This is a genomic window from Virgibacillus necropolis (genome assembly GCF_002224365.1).
GTDB classification, from domain to species: Bacteria; Bacillota; Bacilli; order Bacillales; family Amphibacillaceae; genus Virgibacillus_F; species Virgibacillus_F necropolis.
This window is the reverse complement of sequence record NZ_CP022437.1, coordinates 1,313,386-1,337,075: the sequence shown is the minus strand read 5'-3', so window position 1 is coordinate 1,337,075 and position 23,690 is coordinate 1,313,386. Positions and strand designations below refer to the sequence as shown.

The window sequence follows — 23,690 nt, the reverse complement described above, 5'->3', positions numbered from 1 at the left end:
TATGTTACTAAAATTATCATTTGCTAGTATGCGAAAAATGTTTAAAGATTATTTAGTCCTGCTGTTTGGACTAACGATTTCCATTTCGATATTTTATATGTTTGAGACACTTGCACAGAACGAGGCGTTCCTGGAAGCAAACTCAATGATCGCTTCCATTATGTTTATTTTTCACGTAGGAAGTTTTATTTTAGCTGCCATTACACTATTTTATATATTTTATGCTACATCTTTTATGCTTTCGATGCGACAAAAAGAAATGGGCATGTACATGACACTTGGTGCCAAAAAGCATAAAGTGACACAACTCATGTTCTTTGAAACCTTTTTTATCGGAATCATTTCATTGATTATTGGATTAGTTATTGGGGTTGGTCTAGCCCAGGGTATTGCAACATTAATCATGAACCAATTAGACTTTTCAGGAGAAGGATTTCAAGCTTTTTATCTATCATCTATTGTGACAACGGTAACTTTTTATGTAGCATTATTCCTCCTGACATCGATCGTAAATGCAGTGAAGATAGCTAGAAAGTCAGTTTTAGATCTCCTTCGTGCTGAACAAAAACACGACGGGGTAAAAGCTAAAGGCAGCTGGACCATTATTGGGGTGATTTTTGCTATCGTACTTATTGGGGTAGGTTACTATGCCATGATTAATATAGACAAGCTCATGCAATTTGGGGTGATTTTAGCAGCGATTACGATTACAATCGGTACGTATTTGATGTTCATTTCACTTCTGCCTTTTCTAATGAAGAAACTAAAAGGAATTCGTCGAATAAATGAAAAGGGAATTAACTCCTTTACATTTGCGCAATTACGGTTTCGAATTAGTGCATTAACAAAGGTCCTAGGTACTGTTACGATGCTTATAGCACTTGGGCTTGGCGCAATGGCTGCCGGATTATCATTCTACAATAATGTGGAATTGCAAGCTTCGATGTTCCAGGCAAATGATGTGGCGATACACCAACCAACGGAAAAAGATATGAAATTAGTAAATAAAATGGATACGGTTGAAAAAAACACGTATCATTACAAAGTGGATGAGGAAGGGGTATATTTTTTAAAAAAGGATTTACTGGACCATCCTCCACTAGTTAAACAATTTGATCCAAAGTCAATGGAATTACCTGAGGCAAAACGGGTTTCAACCCCAATTCCAGGAGAAAAATATGTTCTTGGAGAAGCTAAAGGAATAGAATCAATTCCTGAGCCATGGGTCACTGCCTTATTAACCGAACTACGAGCTAATCATCAGATGTTCGGCGAGCGTGACATTTTTATTTTAAATCAAGAAAACTATCAAAAAGCAGCAATGAATGAACAAAAAGTATTGAATGTACGAGTGGAAGATTTTACAGATGCAATCCCACTAATCAAAAAAATAGAAAAGCGTCAACAGCAGGTAGCAGGAATAACAAATGAGATGGAAATGCAGCAATTTGACAGTAAACTTGCCAATTATTTGGTTTTAAAAAACGTGGCAAGTGGAACTATATTCATGGGATTTTTCCTAGGTGTAGCCTTTTTAATGATGATGGCAAGTGTGCTTATGTTTAAGCTTTTATCAAGCGCAACAGCTGACACACACCGTTACAGTATGTTACGAAAAATTGGTGTGCGTAAATCGCTTTTAGTTAGATCTATTTATAAGGAATTATTCCTTGTATTCTTATTCCCAGCATTACTCGGGTTGATTCATGTATTAGTCGGTATGCAAATGTTCTCTTTCATTCTGGTTGAACCGTATACCAAGATTTGGTTTCCAATAAGTATATTCCTCTTAATTTATGGCATCTATTATTGGTTAACCGTTCAAATGTACAAGCGGATTGTCTTGCCGAAAGAAGTATAGATTAAAAAGTACAACGTTATGTTAATATGACGTTGTACTTTATTATTTAGAAAAATTTACTTACATAACTTTTTCATTCCTCTTAGCCATTTTGACCAACAAATAAGCAAAAGGAGTATCGACTATGGCAATACAAAGTTTAAAAACATATTGCGTGGCAATCATGCCTAACAAAACATTTGTAGGAACAATCCCCCAAAATGCAATTGTGATAAATAGAGTAGTATCAACTAACTGACTTGTCATCGTTGATAGATTGTTCCTTAGCCAAAGTTTCTTGTCACCATGTTTCGCCTTCAACCGATGGAAAATAGTAACATCTAGGTTTTGACTAGCAATGTACGAAATAAGACTGGCCACTATCACTCTAAAACTACCGCCCAAAATTGTTTCAAACTCAGATTGCGATTCGAACACAGGCGCAGCAGGTAGTTGAATGGCAATATAAATAAATAGTAACGCAATAACTTGTGTTACGAACCCTGCCTGAACCGTTTTTCTTGCTGCATCTTTTCCATATACTTCCCCAATTACATCAGTAATTAAATAAGTTGCCACATAGACAATTACAGCTGCTGGTAATATAAATTCTCCGATATTAAATAATTTAACTCCTAAAATATTGGAAATAAGTAAAAGTCCAACAAATAATGCGTTTAAATAAACAAACATCAAATCCTCTTCCTTTTGTGTTAGGAAGGATCAAAGCAACCCTCATAAGAAAAGCGCAAGCGCCTTGGGTCAGCCTCAGGCAAGTTTAAGACGAATCTCTTAGTGATAGTTTTTATCACTAAGAGATTTGACTTAAAACCTCAGGCGGGCTAGGCGCTGGAGCTAGACAGATAAACGCCAAAACCTATCCTTTACTTGCTCATAAGAAATAGTAGTAATTAACGATTATCTATCTTCTCAGGATAGAGATCATGATTCATCATACGGTGTTCTGCCATCTGTTCAAATTTAGTCCCTGGCTTTCCATAATTACAGTAAGGGTCAATGGAAATTCCTCCCCGCGGTGTGAATTTCCCCCACACTTCGATATAACGTGGATCCATCAAATCTATTAAATCATTCATGATAATGTTCATACTGTCTTCATGAAAGTCACCATGATTTCGGAAACTAAACAAATAAAGCTTTAAAGACTTGCTTTCTACCATCTTTATATCAGGTATGTAACTGATATAAACCGCACCAAAATCCGGCTGACCTGTTTTTGGACATAAGGTTGTAAATTCAGGGCAATTAAGTTTTACAAAATAATCTCTTTTTTGGTGTTTATTTTCAAATGCTTCCAAAACCTCTGGTGTATAGTCAAATTGATAGGTGGTTCCTTGACTACCTAGAAGCGTCAAATCTGTTAAGTCTGCGTCTCGTCTACCTTCCATCTGAATACCTCCTCGTCTATTCTTTTAAGCATTTTAGAAAACTCGCCATTCGCCTCCTCCTTAATAGCGAATGGCGAAGTTTTTCTTATACCGGCGTTTCCTTATAACTTATATACTTTCCTTACGTGAAAAAAACCACGGCCTAAGCTAAGGCACATGGTTTTGAAATAACATCATCTGTCCTTAGTTTTTTATAGAGGGTTAAAAGCTAAGAACCTCTCCCGTAATTAACGAAAATAATAATCTCCATTACACTCGACTTATTATATAAACGAAAAGAAACGATGTCAACTTTTACTCATTCACTTCTTTCCATGTCCGAACTAATCCTTCAACAATTGGATTTATAACTTCAACATCCGTATTGTATTTATTATGTGAAAGGGGCGTCCAGCTTGTCATCCATCCCCCGGCATTCACCTTGACATCCTTCGTTACAGCAGCTTGATAATAATCGTTTAATCCTTTTAATGGAAATGCTAGCACATCATCCTTATCATAAAAGTTTATCCATTCACCCTGCACATGAGCGTGAATTTTATCTAAACCAGGAGAGGGAACGTGAATAGGGATACCAAAATCCGGGTATCGCATCGACCATAATGCGAGTGGGCTACCGATTGTATAAAATAGCGCTAATGTCTGGGCTTTTTCGATTGGTGTGTCAGATTTAATAGTCATTGTCTTTGGTCCAATATTTTCCTGTTTAAATTGCAGGTCATAGAAATAATTACTTGCGACCACTGAGCCTAGACTATGGCTAACGATACATAATGGTGCATATTGCCCAGCCTTTTGTTTCAATCTACGAATAGATTCTGCTAAAAAGGCATTTACCCGATCATAATTTTGGCTCCCCTGCTTTGTTGGTTGGTATGCCACAGCATCTGCCAAAAATTCCACAACAAAGCGACGTAACAACAGGTAGTCTAAATCAGCATTTTTTTGCAAACGTTTTAATAGTTCCCTTTCTTCCTTCTCAAAAACGGATGACCAAAACACCGCTTCAAAAACAATTTCCTGATTCGCATTTTCAATCCCTAATTTTTTCGAGAATCCTTCTTTAATTTTCCGTATCATTTCAGCTGCGAAATCTTTATCAGGTGTTCCTGCCCCATGCAAGAAAGCAACCGCAATTTTTTGTGTCACGCTCCCACCTCCAAGATTGATCTATCTATTACTAATAGTACCTTTTTATGGATAATTCGTTAAGATGAATTTGACCTATTCTTCAGTGTTTTCTACGTATATACGGATGAACCAATCTTATCAGTTACCAAAACATGGTAATAAGTATGAAATAAAAATGCAATGGAATTGTAAGATAGTTTTTTAGAAATGAGGCAATAGTATATTAGAAAAGGTTCTTTCTTATAAGCAATGGAAACGTTATCACAATGGAGGCGATAGGATGAAGGGGATTATACTTGCTGGGGGAAGCGGGTCAAGGCTCGCGCCAAGTACAAACAGTATCAATAAACATCTACTAGCTGTCTACGATAAACCGATGATTTATTACCCGTTGTCTGTATTGATGTTGGCTGGAATCAAAGAAATTATGATAATCAGCACAGAATCTGACAAGCAGAGATTTGAAGATTTACTAGGTGATGGTTCATCGTTTGGCATTTCTCTTACGTACCGTGAACAGGTAAATCCAAATGGAATTCCAGAAGCATTAATCATCGGAGAAAAATTTATTGGTAAAGATGATGTCACACTAATTCTCGGCGATAATATTTTTTACGGTCAAGGATTTACGAACATTTTACGAAACGCTATCCAGAACCATAACGATGCGACGATATTTGGCTATCGCGTGAAGGACCCGAAAAGATTTGGTGTAGTAGAATTCGACCAACATCAAAAAGTAGTTTCATTGGAAGAAAAACCTATAGAACCCAAATCAGATTTTGCCGTTACAGGCCTATATATTTATGATAACAAGTCTATAAAAATAGCAAAGAAACTCAATTTTTCTGAACGAGGTGAATTAGAAATAACGGATGTAAACAAGGAATATTTAAAAAGAGATCAATTAAATGTTCAGCTCCTTGGTAGAGGGTTTGCCTGGATGGATGCAGGAACACATGAATCCTTATACGAGGCTTCTGAATTTGTAAGAAACATTCAACAACGACAGGGGTTTAAACTCGCATGTCTAGAAGAAATCGCCTTTTACATGGGGTATATGACAAGGGAATCACTCTATGAAAAAGGAAAATCCATGGAAAAGAATGATTACGGGCAATATCTGATGGAAATTGCCAATCGAAAACATACCCAACAATACTGGGACTCGATTGATCGCAATCCCGTGTTAGGACTGGTTGAAAATGAATAATCAAAAACCGAGCCTTTTAGTTACAGGTGGAGCAGGATTTATCGGATCAAATTTTATTACGTACTTTATGAAAAAGTATCCAACTAGTCAGGTAATCACTATTGATAAACTTACTTATGCAGGCTCAAAGCGGAATTTATCTGAAGTAGAAAATCTTGATAACTATCAATTCATACATGGAGACATACTAGATGAGAATCTGATGAAAGATATATTTTCCGATTTCAACATTTCTGGAGTCATTCACTTTGCTGCAGAATCACATGTTGATCGATCAATTGAAGACGCAAAAGCTTTTGTGGAATCCAATGTTCTCGGTACCTTCACCCTCCTTCAAGCAGCTAAGAGTGTTTGGGAGAAAGATGGATTACTCGCAGAACGACGATTCCACCAAATATCAACGGATGAAGTTTATGGATCATTAGGTAAGAAAGGTAAATTCTCTGAAGAAACACCTTACAATCCGCGCAATCCGTATAGTGCATCCAAGGCAAGTGCAAACATGCTTGTAAAAAGCTTTGGATATACGCATGGGATGAATGTTGTTATATCTAGCAGTTCCAATAACTATGGACCACGACAACATTCAGAAAAGCTGATTCCAACCATTATCTCAAATGCTTTAAAGGCTGAGTCAATCCCAATCTATGGGGATGGGAAAAATATAAGAGATTGGCTGTATGTAGAAGATCATTGTAGTGCATTGGATAAAATCTATCACCAGGGAAAGGCCCTAGAAACTTATACTATTGGTGGCGGTAATGAAAAAACAAACAGTGAACTTGCAAGGGAAATATGTGAAATTCTGGATCATCTCGTGCCGGAAATTGGAAATAAAGCGCAAATCAAATCGTTTAACGATTTGATTACATTCACCGAAGATCGCTTAGGACATGATAGACGCTATGCAGTTGATGATACAAAACTACGTCAAACATTGGGCTGGAAACCATCAATGACCTTAGAATCAGGACTTAAAAAAACAGTAGAATGGTATGTAAAGCAATGGGAACAAATCACCCATTAGTATCAGTAGTCATCCCTGTTTACGGTTGCGAAACATGTCTAGTAGAGCTATGTAACCGGGTAAAAACCACCATTGAAAAAATTCCAGCCCAATTTGAAATCATCTTAGTAAACGATGCTAGTCCAGACAATGCTTGGGAAACGATTAAACAAGTAAGTTCTAAGGATCATAGAATCAAAGGAATCAACCTCTCGCGTAACTTTGGTCAACACCATGCGATCACCGCTGGCCTTGACCATACGATTGGTGATTGGATTGTTGTTATGGACTGTGATTTACAAGATAAACCAGAAGAAATAACAAAATTATACGTAAAAGCGCAGGAAGGTTATGATGTCGTTTTTGGCAATCGAACAGTCCGGCAAGATACATGGCTTAAACGAACTTCATCCAAACTTTTTTATAAATTTTATGATTATTTGGCTGACCGAACATCCGATCACACCGTTGCCAATTTCAGTATCTGTTCTAAAAAAGTAATTGAGAGCTTTCGAAAAATGAACGAACAAAACCGCTTCTTTCCCTTATTTATAAAGTGGATGGGGTATAACACGGCAAATGTTCAGGTAGAACATTGCCAAAGACAAGAAGGAAAATCATCCTATAACATAAAGAAACTGGTTACACTCGGAACGGATGCTATTATTTCACAATCTAATAAACCGCTAAGATTATCTATCCAGTTTGGATTTTTAATCTCATTAGTCTCGTTTATTTATGGACTATATTTAATGTTCCGGTATTTTTTCTTATTTCAACCTGTACCAGGATGGACCAGCGTTATGGTATCCATCTACTTCATCGGAGGATTAATCTTTTTTAACTTTGGTATCCTTGGATTGTATATAGGAAAAGTATTCAACGAAACAAAAGCAAGACCAATTTATCTGATTCAAGAAAAAACAGAAGCTTTTCATGATTATGATGATCGGAGTGAATAACATGAGCGAATATTTAAAAGAAACTCCTTGGGATAAACGAAATTTCAACATAAACACTTACGAATTAACCGCTTCTACCGAAGATGCTCTGAAGGAAACAGTCGATAAAGATGGTCATTTTACCCTCAAAGTGAACCCATTAGATAACCCTGAAATGTTAATGAAGTATGGGTTTTACTACATGGATACATTAATCGAACCTGTTTGTAAAAAAGAAGACTTGCACTTATTCGTGCGTGGAGGTGCATCGATTTCAACAGAATACGATCGACAGGAATTAATCCAAGTTGCTGAAGAAGCTTTCATCCATGGCCGCTTTCACCGTGATTTCAATATCCCTTCTTCACAAGCAGACAAACGCTATGTCAACTGGCTCCATGATCTGATGGATGCAAACAACGTATTTTCCCTACTGTATGAAGGGCGTACAGCGGGGTTTTATGCATTTGAACAGGATAAAGTACTACTAATGGGGATGAAAAAGGAATTTCGCAGTAAGGGCCTTGCAAAAACATTTGTGAGTCAAGGGTGTTTTGAACAGCTTAAATTTGGTCACGCCCATTTGAAAACTTCAATTTCTGCTGCCAACGTGGCATCATTAAATTTATTTTATGCGCTCGGTTTCAAATTGAAAAATACCGTTGATGTTTACCACAAAATGAATCATACATCCCAAATTGGCGTATAATTATGGGCTTTGCATATATTTTTGCGACAATTATATTTACCGTTTATGGGCAATTGATATTGAAATGGAAGATTGATAAGTACGGGAGTTTGCCAGAAGAATGGATGGATAAAATGGCATTTATATTTCGCCTGCTACTTGATCCATTGATCCTCTCTGGGTTTCTATCCGCATTCGTCGCGTCCCTCTTTTGGATGGCGGCAATGACAAAGTTCAATATCAGTTTTGCCTATCCATTTATGAGTCTATCATTCGTACTTGTGTTTCTCCTCTCCGTATTTTTGTTTGGTGAACCTGTCACAAGTCAAAAGGTGATTGGACTCTCGTTAATTGTGTTAGGCATTATTGTTACAAGTCAATCGACATGAGGTGATAACTATGATTCCATTTAATAAACCATGTGTGACAGGAAAAGAGAAGGAATATATGCAAGAGGCAATCCAAGAGCCTAAACTTTCGGGTAATGGCCCTTTTGGGAAAAAGTGTACAAAATGGCTGGAAGATCGTTTGAAGTGTGAGAAAGCTTTACTTACACCATCATGCACAGCCGCTTTGGAAATGACGGCACTATTAATCGACGCTACAGAAGGTGATGAAATCATTATGCCTTCTTACACCTTTGTTTCGACAGCCAATGCTTATGCTCTCAAGGGGGCAGCCATTCGTTTTGTTGATGTTCAAGCAGATACAATGAACATTGATCCAATAGCAATCGAACATGCAATAACAGAACACACAAAGGCAATTGTCGTTGTTCACTATGCAGGCATCGCTTGTGACATGGATGAAATTATGAAAATCGCTGATCGACATGATTTATGGGTTATTGAAGATGCAGCACAGGCTCTGTTAAGTACGTATAAAGGTAAACCACTCGGGACAATCGGCCATTTCGGGACGATTAGTTTCCATGAAACAAAGAACTACACTTGTGGTGAAGGCGGTGCCCTTCTGATTAATCATGAAAGCGCAGTGAATCGTGCCGAAATAATACAAGAGAAAGGAACAAACCGCTCTCAATTTTTAAAAGGAATGGTTGATAAATATACATGGCGTGATATCGGCTCATCCTATTTACTAAGTGATATAAATGCAGCTTATCTTTATGCCCAATTCCAGTTCGCTGATAAAATAAATGAAGATCGTATCGATTCATGGAATCATTATTACGAGACTTTAAAACCGTTAATGAAAACAGGCAAAATTTCACTTCCGTACGTACCTGATGAGTGTGTTCATAATGGCCATATGTTTTATGTAAAAACAGAAAATGAAAAAGTACGTCAACAACTAATTGACTATCTAAAAGACCAGAGCGTCATGGCTGTATCACACTATGTACCATTGCATTCTTCACATGCAGGTGAAATGTATGGTAAATTTATCGGTGAAGATCAGTTTACAACAAAAGACAGTGAAAGAATTGTGCGACTACCGCTATATTATGGAATGGAAGAAGAGGATATCAATCATGTGGTCAACCATCTTTACAAATTTTTCAAAATATAAATTCATACTGATTGCATGCTTAATCATTATTGGTTATCTGATGCCGTATTATTTACTGGGAGAAAACACACATATACGGGTCCACGATAACCTGGACTCGAATATTGTTTGGTATAAGATACTTGCTGAAAGCGGAAATATATTTTCGATGCCATACACGGAGTTTCCGAATGTAATCAACGGTCTCCCCAGAAGTTCACTTCCTTCAGGATTTGATGCAATGGTATGGCTTTATGTATTATTTGGGCCCTTCACAGCCTATGTTATCAACCAAACAATCATGCGATTTGTAGCTTTTTTCGGGATGTATCTGTTATTAAAAACAACAATCATTCCACAGGTTAAATCATCCTGGATAAGTGTCGGTGTTGCTTTAGCCTTTTCCATGCTTCCTTTTTGGCCATCTGGTGCGTTGTCAATCGCTGGTTTACCTTTGGCACTACATATATTTTTAACGATTCGAAAGCATGGGACCGGGGCACCAAAGCCGTATTGGGTAATCTTATTTTTGTTCCCATTCTTTTCAAGCTTTATCTTGACATTTGTTTTTTTCTTAAGTTTAATCGGAATCCTTTGGCTGGTTGATTGGATTCGAACAAAACATATTAATCTTCCGTTTTTCCTGGCAATATCTTTGATGAGCCTGCTTTATTTGATTAAAAATTACTTAGTAATTTATTCCATGTTTATAAATAGCGGATTCACATCACACCGCGACGAACTCAATTTAGGCCACAAAGATTTGCAAGGAACCTTTCAATTGTTCTTGGATAACTTTATGGAAGGCCATACACATGATATGGATTTTCATCAATGGATTATCTTTCCAGTTGTTGGATTAGCATTACTTGTAGCCGCTTATTATAAATTAAAACCGAAATGGTTGGTAGGCTATTTATTTGTTAATGGGCTTCTTTCACTCATCTATGCTTTTTGGTATTGGGAAGGCATGCGTGTAGTAAAAGACAACTTTATGGTGGCAAACACGTTTAACTTTAGCAGAATACACTTTTTACACCCTTTATTCTGGTATCTATGTTTTGCGCTTGCTTTAGCAATTTTGTACAAATATGTAAAATTTGGAAAGTGGCTGGCAGCACTGTTAATTGTGCTGCAATGTACATTACTATTTCAGTTGAATGAAGAAAATAAATATGAAGAAATCGGTACACCAACGTTTAAAGAGTTTTATTCCACTGAATTATTTCAAGAAATAGAGGAGTATATTGGAAAAGATCAATCTGATTACCGTGTTGTAAGTGTCGCCATGCACCCAACAATTGCACAATATAACGGGTTTTACACCCTTGATACGTATAACACCAGCTACCCACTCTCTTATAAGAAAAAGTTCAGAAAGATAATCGCACCAGAGCTTGAAGAAAATAAAAAATTAGAAAATTACTATGACACGTGGGGAAGCAGAGCCTATATGTTTGTTAGTGAAATAGGGAAACACTATCTGTTCTCAAAAAATAGTGAAAGAGTAATTGATCATTTAGATATCAATACAAAAGCACTTGAAAATTTAGGTGGAGATTATATTTTCTCTGCACTACCAATTAAAAACCACAAGGAAATTGGTCTTACATTTGAAAAGAGCTTTGAATCAGCTTCATCACCATGGAAAATTTATCTATATAAAGTGAAACTTCATTCAGTGGGGGTTTTACTGCCCGTCAAACTGCGATAAACTCATAGACTAATCGCCCAGCCTTAGTGGCTAGGCGTTAGTCTGTTTTTTTACATCTCAGGTGATCTTTGGAAGACACATGAATAGTATTCCTGATGCATAAACTACGCTCTATCCAACATTCGTTCGAGTGCTACTTTTGCCCAAGTAGCAATTTCCGAGTCAACTTTAATCTGATTCATGATTTCATCGTTTTCAATCGATTCCAACGTCCATAGCAGGTGTGGCAGATCAATTCGGTTCATTGTTAGACACGGGCACATTTGCGGATTCAATGAAAAAACTTCCTTATCGGCATGCTGCTTCGTCAGACGATTTACGAGATTCATTTCCGTCCCAACAGCCCATTTCGTTCCTGCCTCAGCATGGCTAATCTTATCAATAATATACTTTGTAGAACCTGCATAATCAGATAACGCAACCACTTCACGGCTACATTCAGGGTGCACAATAATTGCGGTATTTGGATCCTTTGCCCGAAGATCCTCAATATTACCAACCGTAAAATTCTCATGAACCGAGCAATGTCCTTTCCACAAGATTACACGCACCTCGCTTAAATCACCTTCATACTCAAACCTCTCCAAAATTGGATCCCACACGGCCATTTGATCCAATGGAATTCCAAGATCATAAGCAGTATTTCGTCCTAAATGTTGATCTGGTAAAAATAAAATGCGTTCTTTTTGTGTAAATGCCCATTCTAGCATTTTCTTCGCATTTGAAGATGTCACCGTCGCCCCGCTATTTTTCCCTACAAAGCTTTTGATAGCTGCAGTAGAATTCACATAGGTTAATGGAATAATCGTATCACCAAAAACCTGCTGCATTTCAGTCCAGCCACGTTCCGTTTGATTAATGTTTGCCATATCAGCCATCGAGCAGCCTGCACGCATATCCGGCAAGATCACCTTTTGTTTATCCTCCGTTAAGATATCCGCTGTTTCTGCCATAAAATGAACACCACAAAACACGATATATTCCGCCTTAGAATTTTTGGCTGATACTTGTGCTAATTGCAAAGAATCACCAGTAACATCAGCGAATTGAATGACTTCATCCTTTTGATAATGGTGACCAGGGATAAAAACCTTACTCCCTAGTTTTTCCTTTATCTCAAAGACTCGTGCCTCCATCTCCTCAACCGATAATGACTTATAATGATCTGGGAGCATCTGCCCGCTGTTATTCTGAATCATATCTAATAAACTCATGTTTTTCCTCCTATCGAACTAGCAAACTAATATCTAATGATGTTACGGAATGGGTGAGAAAACCTAGTGATATAAAATCAACTCCAGTGTCCGCATATTCAGCTATATTTGTAAGTGTTATCCCGCCCGATGCCTCTGTCATGATATACTTTGGAACAAGGACTGCAAATTCCCGTACTTCACTTGGTTTTCGATTGTCGAACATAATTACATCTGCGCCAGCCCTGACTGCCTCCAGAACCTCTTCCTTCGATTCCGTTTCGACTTCAATCTTTACCATATGGCCACTATTTTCACGAACTGCGCTTACCGCCTTCGTTATAGATCCACAAAATGCGATATGATTATCCTTAATCATTACACCATCATAAAGTCCAAAGCGATGGTTTTTACCCCCGCCTGTCACGACTGCATATTTTTCAAGCATACGTAAGCCTGGTGTTGTTTTCCGCGTATCACAAATGTTAATCGCAGCGTCATTAAGCGTTCTCACAGATTGCCTTGTCGTGCTTGCAATTCCACTCATTCGCTGGACAAGGTTTAAAATCACTCTTTCTCCACCAAGTATTGAGACGATTGAACCATGTACTTCAGCGATTGTATCACCTACGTTTACCTGATCCCCATCTTTGTAAAAATAGTCAACCTTAATACGACTATCCAGTAATTGATACGCTTCTTGAATAATTTGCAATCCAGAAATAATCCCATCTGCTTTTGCAATAAAAGTTCCTTTACCAAGCTCACTCGGTGGAAAAATTGCACTACTTGTGAGATCACGGTCTCCAATATCTTCTACTAAAAATGATTGGAGAAGTGCGTGTAATTTTAATCGGTTCATCTTCCAACCTCCTCACTCAACTTTATTTCTTTCTGGTGCATCACTTCCTGCCTTACTTCTACCCCATTTGTAGTGGGATAGTCTGACCGATAATGAGCTCCTCTACTTTCCATTCGCTCCAATGCAGCGGTTGCAATAAGTTCAGCAGTCGTTAGCATATTTATAATCTCGATTCTTTCTACTGATAAACCGCCCAAGTCACAATGTGAATAATAAAATTGCTCAAGCCAACCCAGCATTCTTTCTAATCCCTCTTCATTTCGCACGATACCAACATGACGCATCATTTTCCTTTTTATCGTTTCTTTGGTTGGAAGAAACATATCTTTTGATCTGTTTTTCACGGAATAGGGATTTTGCCCAAACGCTTTATACTTTTTGGATAATATGGCGTCTGCAGTCATGTTTCCAAATACAATACCTTCTAACAAAGAATTACTTGCGACTCGGTTTGCCCCATGAACACCAGTACATGCAACCTCACCAACGGCGTACAAATCAACAACCGATGTTTGCCCAGTATGGGTTGCCTTGACCCCACCCATCATAAAATGGGCACCAGGAATTACAGGTAAAAGGTTTCCATTCAAATCAATCCCATTCTCCATACACAACTTAAAGATACTTGGAAACCGGTAAGAAAAATTTTTCACATTAGCTATATTTAAATAAATGCTTTTTCCTGCACCAAGTTCAGTAAAAATTGCCCGAGCTACTATATCTCTTGGCGCTAAATCCTTCAGACTATGGACGCCTTCCATAATTAGCCGCCCATCACCATTCACTAAAAAGGCACCTTCTCCCCTTACTGCTTCTGAAACCAGTCCAAGCGTGTTTTCGCCATCAAAAAGTAAGGTTGGATGAAACTGGACAAATTCCATATCTGTTAACTGAGCACCTGCACGATATGCCATCGCAATTCCATCCCCGGTCACGGTTGAATCGTTTGATGTATAAGAATATAGATCCCCACAACCACCAGTAGCAAGAATAGTTGCACCTGCAAAGTGATCAACTATTTCCCCAGAAGTATTCTTTGTGATAACTCCCGCGCATCGCTGATCATGGACAATCAAATCGACTACCATTGTATCTTCAATGATCGTAACCTTATTCTTTATTTGCTGAAACATAAATGCTATCAGTGCTTTTCCGGTTGCATCCCCACCAGCATGTAGAATTCTTCTTTTTAAATGACCACCTTCTCTACCTAAATCCCATTCGCCATCAGCGTTCAGATCAAATTTTAAACCCTTTTGAGCTAAATCAAATAGATGACCCGAACTATTTTCAATGAGCATTTGGAGGTTTTCTAAATCACTATGCTGACATCCGGCTGCAACCGTGTCTTGAAAATGATCTTCCCAGTGATCATCAGGATGAACGGCCGCCGCAATTCCGCCCTGTGCATGGAAAGAATTACTAGCTGTTTTAGAAGCTTTTGTGAAAATAATCACATTTTTATCCATCGCTAATTTTTCGGCTGCTATTAACGCAGCAATACCGCTACCAATAATAATAACGTCATCAAAAGCCATGATTTATCGCCTCATTCGCTATATGTATATTATAATGTCTTGACACCTATATTTACACAAGATTACACTTATGACAAGAGTTTTTTATTTTTTACTGAGGAGTGTTTGGATGATTTATTTAGATTATGCTGCTACAACCCCAATGTCTGAAGAATCTTTAGCTATTTTTAATCAGGTTTCTAAATCTTTTTATGGAAATCCAAGTAGCCATCATGATATCGGTACGCGAGCTTCGCAGTTACTAAAAACGTGTAGAGAAGAACTTGCAGAACTATTAGGATGCTCTTCAGAGGGGATTTTTTTCACGAGTGGTGGATCTGAATCTAATATTCTAGCACTGACTTCACTGATAGATGCAAACAAAGAAAAGGGGAACCACCTTATCACAACTGTCTCCGAGCATTCTTCTGTCTATAATTTTTTTAAGCAAATGGAAAAGGTAGGGTTTGATGTTACCTATTTACCATTAGATGAGCATGGGCAGGTTCGCCTGGACGATGTTAAAAGTGCCATTCGTCACACCACTATTCTGGCATCAATCCAGCACAGCAACGGAGAGATTGGGACGCTTCAACCGGTAGAATCCATCGGGAACCTACTCCACCAGCATCATGTTTTATTTCATTGTGATGCAGTTCAGACGTTTGGAAAAACACCACTCAACTTGAGTACTACTAAAATTGATAGCCTATCAGTTTCGAGCCATAAATTATATGGACCAAATGGCGTTGGTGCTGTTTACATCAATCCTCAAGTGAAATGGAAAGCACAATTGCCAAACACAACGCACGAAAAGGGGTTTCGGCCAGGAACAGTTAACGTTCCTGGAATTGCGGCCTTTGTTACTTCCGCAAAAGCTGCATGTGATGATAGAATAAAGGAACACAAACGAATCAATGGGCTACGTAATACAATGATTGATAAACTGAACCAATTGTCAGTTGACATCTATATCGAAGGCCATCCAGCTAACTTTTCACCCCATATTCTCGGACTACGTATCGATGGCATTGAGGGGCAATATGTTATGTTGGAATGTAATCGTTACGGTATTGCCATTTCTACAGGCAGCGCATGCCAAGTTGGAAATCAAAAGCCTTCCCGAACAATGAAAGCATTAGGACGATCCGATACCGAGGCAAAACAGTTTATTCGTTTATCATTTGGAAAACATACAACAGCTCAAGATATTGATAAAACGGCTGAAACCTTTAAAAAAATCATCGAAAAATTCTATCTTAGTTAGGAGGAGTGCACATGCGTAAAGGGGAAAAGTATACATCTGCAATGAGGCAAGAGTTAATTTTAAAAAGTTTAAAAGAAGAACAACGTCCGATTACTGGTAGTGAGTTCGCGAAAAAAACGAACGTAAGCAGACAGGTGATCGTGCAGGATGTATCGATTTTAAAAGCGAAGAATGAACCGGTTATCGCGACAAGTCAAGGCTATATGTATATTAAAAAACCGACACTTGAAGCGGCACATAAACTAGTCGTAGCTTGTAAACACAGTTCTGATCAAACAAAAGAAGAACTTACAATTATTGTGGATCACGGAGTTACCGTGAAAGATGTCACTGTTGAGCATCCTGTGTACGGTGATTTGACTGCTTCACTCATGGTTAGTAACCGACATGAAGTAGAGCAATTTATTAATCGAATTCACGACTCTAAAGCTTCCTATCTCTCAATCTTGACAGAAGGCGTTCACATGCACACCCTTGAGGCCGATTCAAAAGAAAAAATAGACGCCGCCTGTAAAGACTTGCAAGCAGCTGGAATCCTGTTATAAATGAACTAAAAAGAGCACGCATCTAGTGAACATAAGTAGTCACTAACCGTAGATAAAATATCAAATCAACTAACAAATAACAGATAGCTTTACCAGCAACATCAAATTCACCAGTTTAATGTCCTTCTTTGGTATGATGAAGGACTTTTTCTCTGCGTTTCCGTGTTCCTTTGACCTTCATTGGCTTGATGAAGGACTTTTCCTCTGCGTTTCCGTGTTCTTTCAACCTTCATTGGCTTGATGAAGAACTTTTTCTTATAAAAAAGCCCATAAAAACCCAAGCATCTCTGCTCGGGCTCTTCATTTATGCCCACCACATATCCGCGGGCTTTTCTGCTATATTAATACTTTTTAAGTTTGCAACTGCTTTACTGAAACCCTCGTCAACAGACATTATTGGATCTTCATGCTCGATACTGACAACATAATCGTAACCATACGTTCGCAAGGCACTAATAATAGTAGACCACTCCTGAACTCCGTGACCATAACCAACTGAACGGAAACTCCATGCGCGTGTTTGGACATTACCATATGGCTGCATATCCGTCAGGCCATACATGTTCACGTTCTCCTGATCAATATATGTATCTTTTGCATGGAAATGATGGATCGCATTTTCCTTACCCAGAATTTTAATTGCAGCTACTGGATCAATACCTTGCCACCATAAGTGGCTCGGATCAAGGTTTGCGCCAATTGCATCACATGTTGCTTCTCTCAATTTCAGCATGGTATATGGTGTGTGAACCAAGAACCCCGCGTGAAGCTCTAATCCAATCTTAACGCCGTGAGCCTGCGCAAACTCCCCTTGTTCTTTCCAATATGGAATCAGTTTTTCTTCCCATTGCCACTTCAAAATATCCGAATACTCACTAGGCCATGGGGTCACAGGCCAATTTGGATATTTTGCTTCCTCGTGGTCACCAGGTGTTCCAGAAAATGTATTAACAACTGGTACATCCATTAATTCAGCCAATTTCACTGTTTTCACAAAAACTTCATGTGATTCATCCGCAACCTGTTTATCTGGAGAAATTGGATTTCCATGACAACTAAAGGCACTAATTGTTAACCCTCGCGTGTGAACCTTATCCAAATAGTCCACACGCTTTTCCGCGCTATTCAATAATTCATCTACATTACAATGTGCATTTCCAGGATGTCCGCCTGTTCCGATTTCAACTGTCTGCAAGCCAGAATCCTTCACATGGTCTAGCATTTCTTCAAAGGACTTCTCTGAAAATAACACGCAAAATACACCTAATTTCATATGTATCACCTTCGCCTTAAAATATTTTCACCCTAACCGAATGCTTTTTCCTGTTTCACTACTCTTATAAATTGCTTCCATTATTCTTGTTACTTGTAAGGCCTGCTCTGGCTTCACGATTAAATCTGCTTTTCCTAAACAACTAGTAACAAAATTCTCAGCTTGTAATAGTCCAGCGTTATCTTCTACCTCCGCAAATTTTGCCTCGCCACTGAAAAAGGTTCCATACTTAGCCTGATAGAGTTCAAATGGATATACATTCAATCCACCGTCTACACCAGAAATGCTAAGACTTGTACTATCATCTTTGATATTCGCTGCCCATGAACACTCAAGCATTAAGGAAACACCATTCTCAAAGGTAATATACCCCGTCACATGGTCATCCACATCGAATGTTTCATGGTCAAAAACGCCCCATTCATTCAACTGGTTTGGCGTTCTACTTAGTCGATTGTACGTCGTTCCTATTACCTCTATAGGCTTTGGATCTCCTAATAACCAAATGGCCAGATCAAGGAAATGGCATCCCCAATCTATTAAACTTCCTCCGCCCTGCAAATCCTTATTTGTGAAAACACCCCAGCCCGGAACCTTCCGACGTCTCATTGCCTGCACACGCGTAACCAACGGATCGCCAATTTCATTATTCAAAATTGCTTGCTTAGCAACACGCGCTTCCTTCGTATGGCGATAATGATAGGCAATCGATAAACGTGTATTTGTTTTCTTAGAAGCAGCAATCATTTCCTCTCCCTCTTTTGTCGTGATTGCCATAGGTTTTTCACACAAGACATGCACGCCTGCTTCTAATGCACGAATCGCAATTTCCGGGTGAAATTTATTTGGTGTACAAATTGTCACCGCATCGACCATTTCAAATAGTTCTCTGTAATCCTGAAAAACATGTGGAATTCTAAACCTATTCGCTACCTCCCGTGCGCGTTCAATATTCAAATCTTGTACAGCAGTAAGTTCCACTTCATCCTGCAATTTCAGGTAAGCAGGTATATGCCGATCCTGCGCGATACCGCCTGCACCGATAATTCCCATTTTTAATTTCGTCATAGTAAGACCCTTTCTTTCATGCAAAATCTATTTATTTTTAATCTCTTCTAACGGCTTCGCATTTCCGTATTTATGTTTAGATGTGTTCGTATTCTTTGCCCATTTCACACCATTTTTGATTACCTGTTGAATTTCTTTATTGTGATAGGTAGGATATGTTTCATGACCTGGTCTAAAATAAAATATCTTCCCTCTTCCACGTGTGAACGTTGCACCACTACGGAACACCTCGCCACCTTCAAACCAACTAACGAAAACTAATTGATCGGGTGCTGGAATATCAAAATGCTCCCCATACATTTCTTCTTTCTCTAGCTCGATATATTGACCAAGACCTTCTGTAATCGGATGACTTGGATCAACAACCCAAAGGCGTTCTTTCTCATCCGCCTCGCGCCATTTCAAATCACAACCAGTGCCCATAAGCTTTTTAAATACCTTGGAAAAATGAGCCGAGTGCAAGACAACCAAGCCCATTCCGTCGAGTACTCGCTGCTTTACCTTTTCGGCAACATCTTCGGTAACTTCCTCGTGTGCCAAATGCCCCCACCAAACAAGAACATCTGTATTATCTAACACTTCTTCAGTTAGACCATGCTCTGCTTCATCTAATGTCGCAGTCTGTGTATTGAATCCCTCTTCCTGTAAAAAATCCGCAATGGCCCCATGGATTCCAGTTGGATAAATTTCTTCAACCTTTGGATTTTTCTTTTCATGACGGTTTTCATTCCATATTGTAACGTTCATTCTACTTCACCTCGTGTTTTTTTAGTTTAAAAGATCGATTAAATTGTCTCGATTAATTTTAGCGCTAGCCATTGGGTCCTGATCAAAATCTTCTTGTTCCACAACAAGCCAGTCAACGTGCTGACTTTTTGCTACGGATAGTAGGTCATTCATATCAAGCATGCCACTTCCAATTTCAACGCTTTTCTTTTCTCCACTTACTTCTGTCATATCCTTTATGTGTAAAGAAACAACGCGATCTCCATATTTTTCAATAATAGTTTTTGCATCATACCCAGCATGAACAGCCCAAAAGCAATCCAATTCGATTTTAACAAGATCTGGATCTGTGTTTCCAAAAAGTAGATCAAATCCCGTGATTCCATCAAAATTTTTGAACTCAAAATTATGGTTGTGGTACCCAAAAATCATTCCATTTTCTTTACATATTTGACCGATTTTATTTAGCTCCTCGGCAGTCCGTTTATAGCTTTCAACTGAATTTCGTTTCTCTTCGGGCAAGTATGGGCAGATGATTAAGTCGTTATCAATTTCTTGATTATAAAGAATTGCTTCTTTTAGCTTATCACCTTTTAATAGATCAAGAGGCGTATGGCTACCTGCCACACAAATCCCCTTTTCATCCAATACATTTTTCACTTGATCTGCGGGCGTTTCAAAAAAACCAGCAAATTGTACGGCATCATAGCCCATGTCAGCAACCTTGCGAACAGTCCCCAAAAAGCCCTGTTCTGCCATTGTTCGTACAGAGTATAACTGTAATCCAATGTTTCCCATATGTCATTCTCCTCTACATAAGATTCTATGACTCATAAGATTATTTTTCTATAAAAATTCGGCACCCTTTTAAATGTGAAAAAGCGGCGGCATCATTTATTTTGGTTAAATTAATAACGTCTTCTTTTGTTATAGATGGCTCAACGCCATTACGAATTTTGGCTACCCATTGCTCTAATGGTTTTAGTACAGACGGTAATTCTTCCTCTAGATTCAGCCAATTCCCATCACCATGGTGAATGCTTTTCAGCTGAACTGCCCCGTCTGTACAAAGCAATGTCCCTTCTGTTCCGTATAATTCCAATTGAAACGGGCTTCCATGCGACAGGAAGCTTGTCTCGATCATACCAAGGGCACCAGATTCATACTCCACGATAACTGCTGCACTAACATCTACCTTTTTTTCATCGTCTTGCTGTAAGCGAGAATAAACAGCCTCAGCGCGGCCAGCTAAGCGATTGGTCAAATAAATCGGATGGGCGCCAAGATCAATCAACGATCCACCACCTGTCTGCTCTTTATCAAAGAAACGTGCCGGTAACCATCCTTGTGTTTCCCCTTCTGGTACCACAGCACCATTATGTGCAAGTCGGCAACGAATCATCGTCAACATTCCGATCCAGCCTTCATTCACTGCTTTTTCCGCGTACAAAAACTCTTTTTCTGTTAATCGCGGTAACGATACCATTAATTCAACATCGTGCTCTGCAGCAGCATCATAGATGTTATCACATTCTTCGGCAGTAAAAGCCAACACTTTTTCCGTAAAAACATGCTTCTTATGCGCTGCTGCTGCCAAAATAATTTCTTTATGCAAATTTGTCGGCGTACTCACGATAACAGCGTCTATTTCCGGATCAGACAAAACCACTTCTAATTCTTTTTCAAATGGAACACCCAGTTCATCGGCCCATTTTTTTCCGCGTTCACTATCTTCATCCCAAACAAGTTCAACCGTTAACTGATCATTTTCATGAACCGCGCGGGCATAATCATCCGCATGTACATGCCACCTACTTAACAACGCTACCTTCATATTCGTACACACTCCTTAATCGAAATATACTGCCTTCCCAGTTCTTGCAGATTCATAGATTGCCTCTAAAATTTGTGTAACAACAAGCGCTTCTTTCGGTTTTACAGTTTGTTCTGTGTCATTCAAAAGACTTTCAATCCAAAGCCGAGCCTCTAGGTCTGCATCACTCTCTGCTTCACCGTCATAAAAGGCAACACCACTATTATTCAACTCAACATTCGTTGTATAAAGCTTACCAAATTCTTCTCCGTTAATGCGCAATCCGTCCTTCATGTCTGCGCCACCTTTAGTTCCGCTTAACGAGCATTTCGCTTCATCAACCTCGAGTGAGTTCAGAGCCCAGCTTGATTCAAGTACAATTGTTGCACCGTTTTCCATCGTAATAAACCCAAACGCCGAATCCTCTACCGTGAATTTTTTTGGATCCCAGGCGCCCCACGCATTGGCGGCATCCTTCTGTTTTCCTAACTTGTGAAACGTCGACCCCATTACAGATTTTGGCTTGTAGTTATCCATCATCCATAACGTTAAATCAAGTGCATGCGTCCCAATATCAATCAACGGGCCACCACCTTGTTTTTCTTCATCTAAAAATACACCCCATGTTGGTACTGCACGACGACGAATCGCATGTGCTTTGGCAAAATAAACTTCACCTAAATCTCCTCGCTCGGAAACTTTACGCAAATGTTGACTATCTTGTCTAAAGCGGTTGTTATAGCCAATTGTCAGTTTTTTGCCAGTTTCCTCTGCTGCTTCAATCATACGTTTTGCTTCTTCAGATGTTTTTGCCATTGGTTTTTCACACATCACGTGTTTTCCAGCTTTCAAAGCGGCAATAGAAATTTCTGCATGTGAAATATTTGGTGTACAGACATGTACTACGTCAATCGTTGCATCCTGTAATAATTCTTTATAATCTTCGTATACCTTTGCGCCAGACATTCCATACGCATCCGCTGCAACCTGTGCTTTTTCTACCTCACTATCACAAAACGCAACAAGTTCTACCTGCTCTACCTTTTGTAAGCTTGGAAGGTGTTTGCCGTTTGCAATACCTCCACACCCAATAATAGCAACTTTTAATTTTTTCATCATTTCATCATCCTTTTATTTAGAAATATTATTCTTTCACAGATCCCGACGTTAAACCGGATACAATTCGTTTTTGGAAAAATAGTACCAAAATTACGATTGGAATGGTAACAATAACTGTCGCTGCAGAGATATCTCCCCACGGAACAGAAAATTGACTTTGATATAACGAAATCCCTACTGGAACCGTGCGCCATACATCTGCAGTGTTAATCGTTAATGCAAATAAATATTCATTCCAAGCAGCAATAAACACGAGAATTCCAGTAGTAAATATACCTGGTGTTGCTAGTGGTAAGATAACTTTCCGAAAGGTTTGAAATGGGCTTGCTCCATCTAGTTTAGCAGACTCCTCGAGCTCAAATGGAATCTTTTGAAAGAAGGTTGACAAGATCCAAATTGATAACGGTAAACTTATCGTTATATATGGAATCACTAGTCCCAAGTAACTGTTACGTAGACCAAGTCCAGTAATTAGGTTAAACATTGGTGAAATAATTGCAATCTGCGGAAACATTGAAGCCGCGAGTACAACTCCCAATATCAGTCCCTTTCCTTTAATCGGCAATCTTGTCACCGCGTAAGCTGTAAAAGAAGCAAATGTTAATGACAAAATTGTAGTTAACGATGCCACAACAAAACTATTTAACATATAACGCAGTAGCGGTCGACTCGTTAGTGCCGCGGTATACGATTCAAGCGATGGGTTACTCGTAAACCATTTAAATGATGAAAAAATTTCACCTGGTGGTTTAATTGATGTTAAAAAGACCCAAATAAATGGAAACATGACAAGGAACACAAATACCACTAAAAAAATATAAAACCCAATTCCTGCTTTTTTATTCATTTTCTCCCC

23 protein-coding genes and 1 riboswitch are annotated in these 23,690 nt (G+C 38.8%); of the genes, 10 read left to right on the top strand and 13 right to left on the bottom strand.

Annotation, left to right across the window (positions count from 1 at the left end; all coding sequences use genetic code 11):
- Position 1: 1 nt before the first annotated feature.
- Positions 2-1,861 carry an FtsX-like permease family protein gene (locus CFK40_RS06125; RefSeq protein WP_089531473.1) on the top strand — a complete coding sequence of 620 codons (1,860 nt, stop codon included), beginning with the start codon at positions 2-4 and terminating at the stop codon, positions 1,859-1,861.
- A 60-nt stretch (positions 1,862-1,921) separates the two neighbouring features.
- Here the strand turns inward: CFK40_RS06125 and CFK40_RS06120 are convergent, their stop codons facing one another.
- From CFK40_RS06120 to CFK40_RS06110, 3 genes are all read right to left on the bottom strand, one after another.
- Entirely contained in the window at positions 1,922-2,533 is a 612-nt protein-coding gene (locus tag CFK40_RS06120; RefSeq protein WP_089531472.1) for a queuosine precursor transporter, read from the bottom strand.
- Between the two features lie 218 nt (positions 2,534-2,751).
- Positions 2,752-3,249 (bottom strand): preQ(1) synthase, encoded by a 498-nt coding sequence (queF, locus tag CFK40_RS06115; protein ID WP_089531471.1) that lies wholly within the window; start codon positions 3,247-3,249, stop codon positions 2,752-2,754.
- 177 nt (positions 3,250-3,426) lie between these two features.
- Positions 3,427-3,474: riboswitch (PreQ1 riboswitch) on the bottom strand.
- Between the two features lie 69 nt (positions 3,475-3,543).
- Positions 3,544-4,398, bottom strand: coding sequence for a chemotaxis protein (locus CFK40_RS06110; protein ID WP_089531470.1), 855 nt, complete (start codon positions 4,396-4,398; stop codon positions 3,544-3,546).
- Positions 4,399-4,660: 262 nt separating this feature from the next.
- Here CFK40_RS06110 and rfbA point away from each other — a divergent pair, with 262 nt between their 5' ends.
- The 7 genes from rfbA to CFK40_RS06075 are packed head-to-tail and all read left to right on the top strand — an operon-like array spanning position 4,661 to position 11,451.
- Positions 4,661-5,593 (top strand): glucose-1-phosphate thymidylyltransferase RfbA, encoded by a 933-nt coding sequence (gene rfbA, locus CFK40_RS06105; protein ID WP_089531469.1) that lies wholly within the window; start codon positions 4,661-4,663, stop codon positions 5,591-5,593.
- Positions 5,586-6,620 carry a dTDP-glucose 4,6-dehydratase gene (gene rfbB, locus CFK40_RS06100; protein ID WP_089531468.1) on the top strand — a complete coding sequence of 345 codons (1,035 nt, stop codon included), beginning with the start codon at positions 5,586-5,588 and terminating at the stop codon, positions 6,618-6,620. Before rfbA ends, rfbB begins: the two co-directional genes overlap by 8 nt.
- The gene (locus tag CFK40_RS06095) at positions 6,599-7,561 is read left to right on the top strand and encodes a glycosyltransferase family 2 protein (RefSeq protein ID WP_089531467.1); all 963 of its coding nucleotides are present in this window, start codon (positions 6,599-6,601) and stop codon (positions 7,559-7,561) included. The genes rfbB and CFK40_RS06095 overlap by 22 nt, the downstream gene beginning before the upstream one ends.
- A 1-nt stretch (position 7,562) precedes the next feature.
- Entirely contained in the window at positions 7,563-8,249 is a 687-nt protein-coding gene (locus CFK40_RS06090; protein ID WP_089531466.1) for a GNAT family N-acetyltransferase, read from the top strand.
- 2 nt (positions 8,250-8,251) lie between these two features.
- On the top strand, positions 8,252-8,617 hold the full coding sequence (locus tag CFK40_RS06085) for an EamA family transporter (RefSeq protein ID WP_089531465.1): 366 nt from the start codon (positions 8,252-8,254) through the stop codon (positions 8,615-8,617).
- A 10-nt stretch (positions 8,618-8,627) separates the two neighbouring features.
- Positions 8,628-9,758 carry a dTDP-4-amino-4,6-dideoxygalactose transaminase gene (gene rffA, locus CFK40_RS06080; protein WP_089531464.1) on the top strand — a complete coding sequence of 377 codons (1,131 nt, stop codon included), beginning with the start codon at positions 8,628-8,630 and terminating at the stop codon, positions 9,756-9,758.
- Positions 9,721-11,451: a DUF6044 family protein gene (locus tag CFK40_RS06075; protein WP_089531463.1), complete on the top strand. Its 1,731-nt coding sequence runs from the start codon at positions 9,721-9,723 to the stop codon at positions 11,449-11,451. The genes rffA and CFK40_RS06075 overlap by 38 nt, the downstream gene beginning before the upstream one ends.
- 104 nt (positions 11,452-11,555) lie before the next feature.
- Here the strand turns inward: CFK40_RS06075 and nadA are convergent, their stop codons facing one another.
- Genes nadA through nadB form a run of 3 tightly spaced genes read right to left on the bottom strand, consistent with a single transcriptional unit; the run spans position 11,556 to position 15,044 of the window.
- A complete protein-coding gene (gene nadA, locus CFK40_RS06070; RefSeq protein ID WP_089531462.1) occupies positions 11,556-12,665 on the bottom strand; it encodes a quinolinate synthase NadA in 1,110 nt (369 codons plus the stop codon).
- 10 nt (positions 12,666-12,675) lie between these two features.
- Positions 12,676-13,506, bottom strand: coding sequence for a carboxylating nicotinate-nucleotide diphosphorylase (gene nadC, locus CFK40_RS06065; protein WP_089531461.1), 831 nt, complete (start codon positions 13,504-13,506; stop codon positions 12,676-12,678).
- Entirely contained in the window at positions 13,503-15,044 is a 1,542-nt protein-coding gene (gene nadB / locus CFK40_RS06060) for an L-aspartate oxidase (RefSeq protein ID WP_089531460.1), read from the bottom strand. The genes nadC and nadB overlap by 4 nt, the downstream gene beginning before the upstream one ends.
- 109 nt (positions 15,045-15,153) lie before the next feature.
- Between nadB and CFK40_RS06055 the strand changes: the two genes are divergently transcribed.
- A complete protein-coding gene (locus CFK40_RS06055; protein ID WP_089531459.1) occupies positions 15,154-16,290 on the top strand; it encodes an IscS subfamily cysteine desulfurase in 1,137 nt (378 codons plus the stop codon).
- Positions 16,291-16,295: 5 nt separating this feature from the next.
- On the top strand, positions 16,296-16,835 hold the full coding sequence (locus tag CFK40_RS06050) for a transcription repressor NadR (protein ID WP_405196570.1): 540 nt from the start codon (positions 16,296-16,298) through the stop codon (positions 16,833-16,835).
- Between the two features lie 304 nt (positions 16,836-17,139).
- Here the strand turns inward: CFK40_RS06050 and CFK40_RS06045 are convergent, their stop codons facing one another.
- From CFK40_RS06045 to CFK40_RS06015, 7 genes are read right to left on the bottom strand one after another with little or no spacing between them, the layout of a single operon-like run.
- On the bottom strand, positions 17,140-18,108 hold the full coding sequence (locus CFK40_RS06045) for a sugar phosphate isomerase/epimerase family protein (protein ID WP_089531457.1): 969 nt from the start codon (positions 18,106-18,108) through the stop codon (positions 17,140-17,142).
- Positions 18,109-18,135: 27 nt separating this feature from the next.
- Positions 18,136-19,176: a Gfo/Idh/MocA family protein gene (locus CFK40_RS06040; RefSeq protein ID WP_089531456.1), complete on the bottom strand. Its 1,041-nt coding sequence runs from the start codon at positions 19,174-19,176 to the stop codon at positions 18,136-18,138.
- Positions 19,177-19,203: 27 nt separating this feature from the next.
- Complete coding sequence (locus CFK40_RS06035) at positions 19,204-19,923, bottom strand: ThuA domain-containing protein (protein WP_089531455.1); 720 nt, start codon at positions 19,921-19,923, stop codon at positions 19,204-19,206.
- Between the two features lie 21 nt (positions 19,924-19,944).
- Positions 19,945-20,700 (bottom strand): sugar phosphate isomerase/epimerase family protein, encoded by a 756-nt coding sequence (locus tag CFK40_RS06030; RefSeq protein WP_089531454.1) that lies wholly within the window; start codon positions 20,698-20,700, stop codon positions 19,945-19,947.
- Positions 20,701-20,740: 40 nt separating this feature from the next.
- Positions 20,741-21,736, bottom strand: coding sequence for a Gfo/Idh/MocA family protein (locus CFK40_RS06025; protein ID WP_089531453.1), 996 nt, complete (start codon positions 21,734-21,736; stop codon positions 20,741-20,743).
- Between the two features lie 15 nt (positions 21,737-21,751).
- Positions 21,752-22,831, bottom strand: a complete 1,080-nt coding sequence (locus CFK40_RS06020) for a Gfo/Idh/MocA family protein (protein ID WP_227001918.1) — start codon at positions 22,829-22,831, stop codon at positions 21,752-21,754.
- Between the two features lie 28 nt (positions 22,832-22,859).
- Positions 22,860-23,681: a carbohydrate ABC transporter permease gene (locus tag CFK40_RS06015; protein WP_089531451.1), complete on the bottom strand. Its 822-nt coding sequence runs from the start codon at positions 23,679-23,681 to the stop codon at positions 22,860-22,862.
- Between the last annotated feature and the right edge of the window lie 9 nt (positions 23,682-23,690).

Coding starts and splice junctions, on each gene's coding strand:
- CFK40_RS06090 (WP_089531466.1), top strand. CDS start 7,563: ATGAGCGAATATTTAAAAGAAACTCCTTGGGATAAACGAAATTTCAAC.
- CFK40_RS06120 (WP_089531472.1), bottom strand. CDS start 2,533: ATGTTTGTTTATTTAAACGCATTATTTGTTGGACTTTTACTTATTTCC.
- CFK40_RS06075 (WP_089531463.1), top strand. CDS start 9,721: ATGTGGTCAACCATCTTTACAAATTTTTCAAAATATAAATTCATACTG.
- nadC (WP_089531461.1), bottom strand. CDS start 13,506: ATGAACCGATTAAAATTACACGCACTTCTCCAATCATTTTTAGTAGAA.
- nadB (WP_089531460.1), bottom strand. CDS start 15,044: ATGGCTTTTGATGACGTTATTATTATTGGTAGCGGTATTGCTGCGTTA.
- CFK40_RS06015 (WP_089531451.1), bottom strand. CDS start 23,681: ATGAATAAAAAAGCAGGAATTGGGTTTTATATTTTTTTAGTGGTATTT.
- CFK40_RS06055 (WP_089531459.1), top strand. CDS start 15,154: ATGATTTATTTAGATTATGCTGCTACAACCCCAATGTCTGAAGAATCT.
- nadA (WP_089531462.1), bottom strand. CDS start 12,665: ATGAGTTTATTAGATATGATTCAGAATAACAGCGGGCAGATGCTCCCA.
- CFK40_RS06035 (WP_089531455.1), bottom strand. CDS start 19,923: ATGAACGTTACAATATGGAATGAAAACCGTCATGAAAAGAAAAATCCA.
- CFK40_RS06125 (WP_089531473.1), top strand. CDS start 2: ATGTTACTAAAATTATCATTTGCTAGTATGCGAAAAATGTTTAAAGAT.
- rfbB (WP_089531468.1), top strand. CDS start 5,586: ATGAATAATCAAAAACCGAGCCTTTTAGTTACAGGTGGAGCAGGATTT.
- CFK40_RS06040 (WP_089531456.1), bottom strand. CDS start 19,176: ATGACGAAATTAAAAATGGGAATTATCGGTGCAGGCGGTATCGCGCAG.
- CFK40_RS06045 (WP_089531457.1), bottom strand. CDS start 18,108: ATGAAATTAGGTGTATTTTGCGTGTTATTTTCAGAGAAGTCCTTTGAA.
- CFK40_RS06020 (WP_227001918.1), bottom strand. CDS start 22,831: ATGAAAAAATTAAAAGTTGCTATTATTGGGTGTGGAGGTATTGCAAAC.
- CFK40_RS06085 (WP_089531465.1), top strand. CDS start 8,252: ATGGGCTTTGCATATATTTTTGCGACAATTATATTTACCGTTTATGGG.
- rffA (WP_089531464.1), top strand. CDS start 8,628: ATGATTCCATTTAATAAACCATGTGTGACAGGAAAAGAGAAGGAATAT.
- rfbA (WP_089531469.1), top strand. CDS start 4,661: ATGAAGGGGATTATACTTGCTGGGGGAAGCGGGTCAAGGCTCGCGCCA.
- CFK40_RS06030 (WP_089531454.1), bottom strand. CDS start 20,700: ATGGGAAACATTGGATTACAGTTATACTCTGTACGAACAATGGCAGAA.
- CFK40_RS06095 (WP_089531467.1), top strand. CDS start 6,599: ATGGGAACAAATCACCCATTAGTATCAGTAGTCATCCCTGTTTACGGT.
- CFK40_RS06025 (WP_089531453.1), bottom strand. CDS start 21,736: ATGAAGGTAGCGTTGTTAAGTAGGTGGCATGTACATGCGGATGATTAT.
- queF (WP_089531471.1), bottom strand. CDS start 3,249: ATGGAAGGTAGACGAGACGCAGACTTAACAGATTTGACGCTTCTAGGT.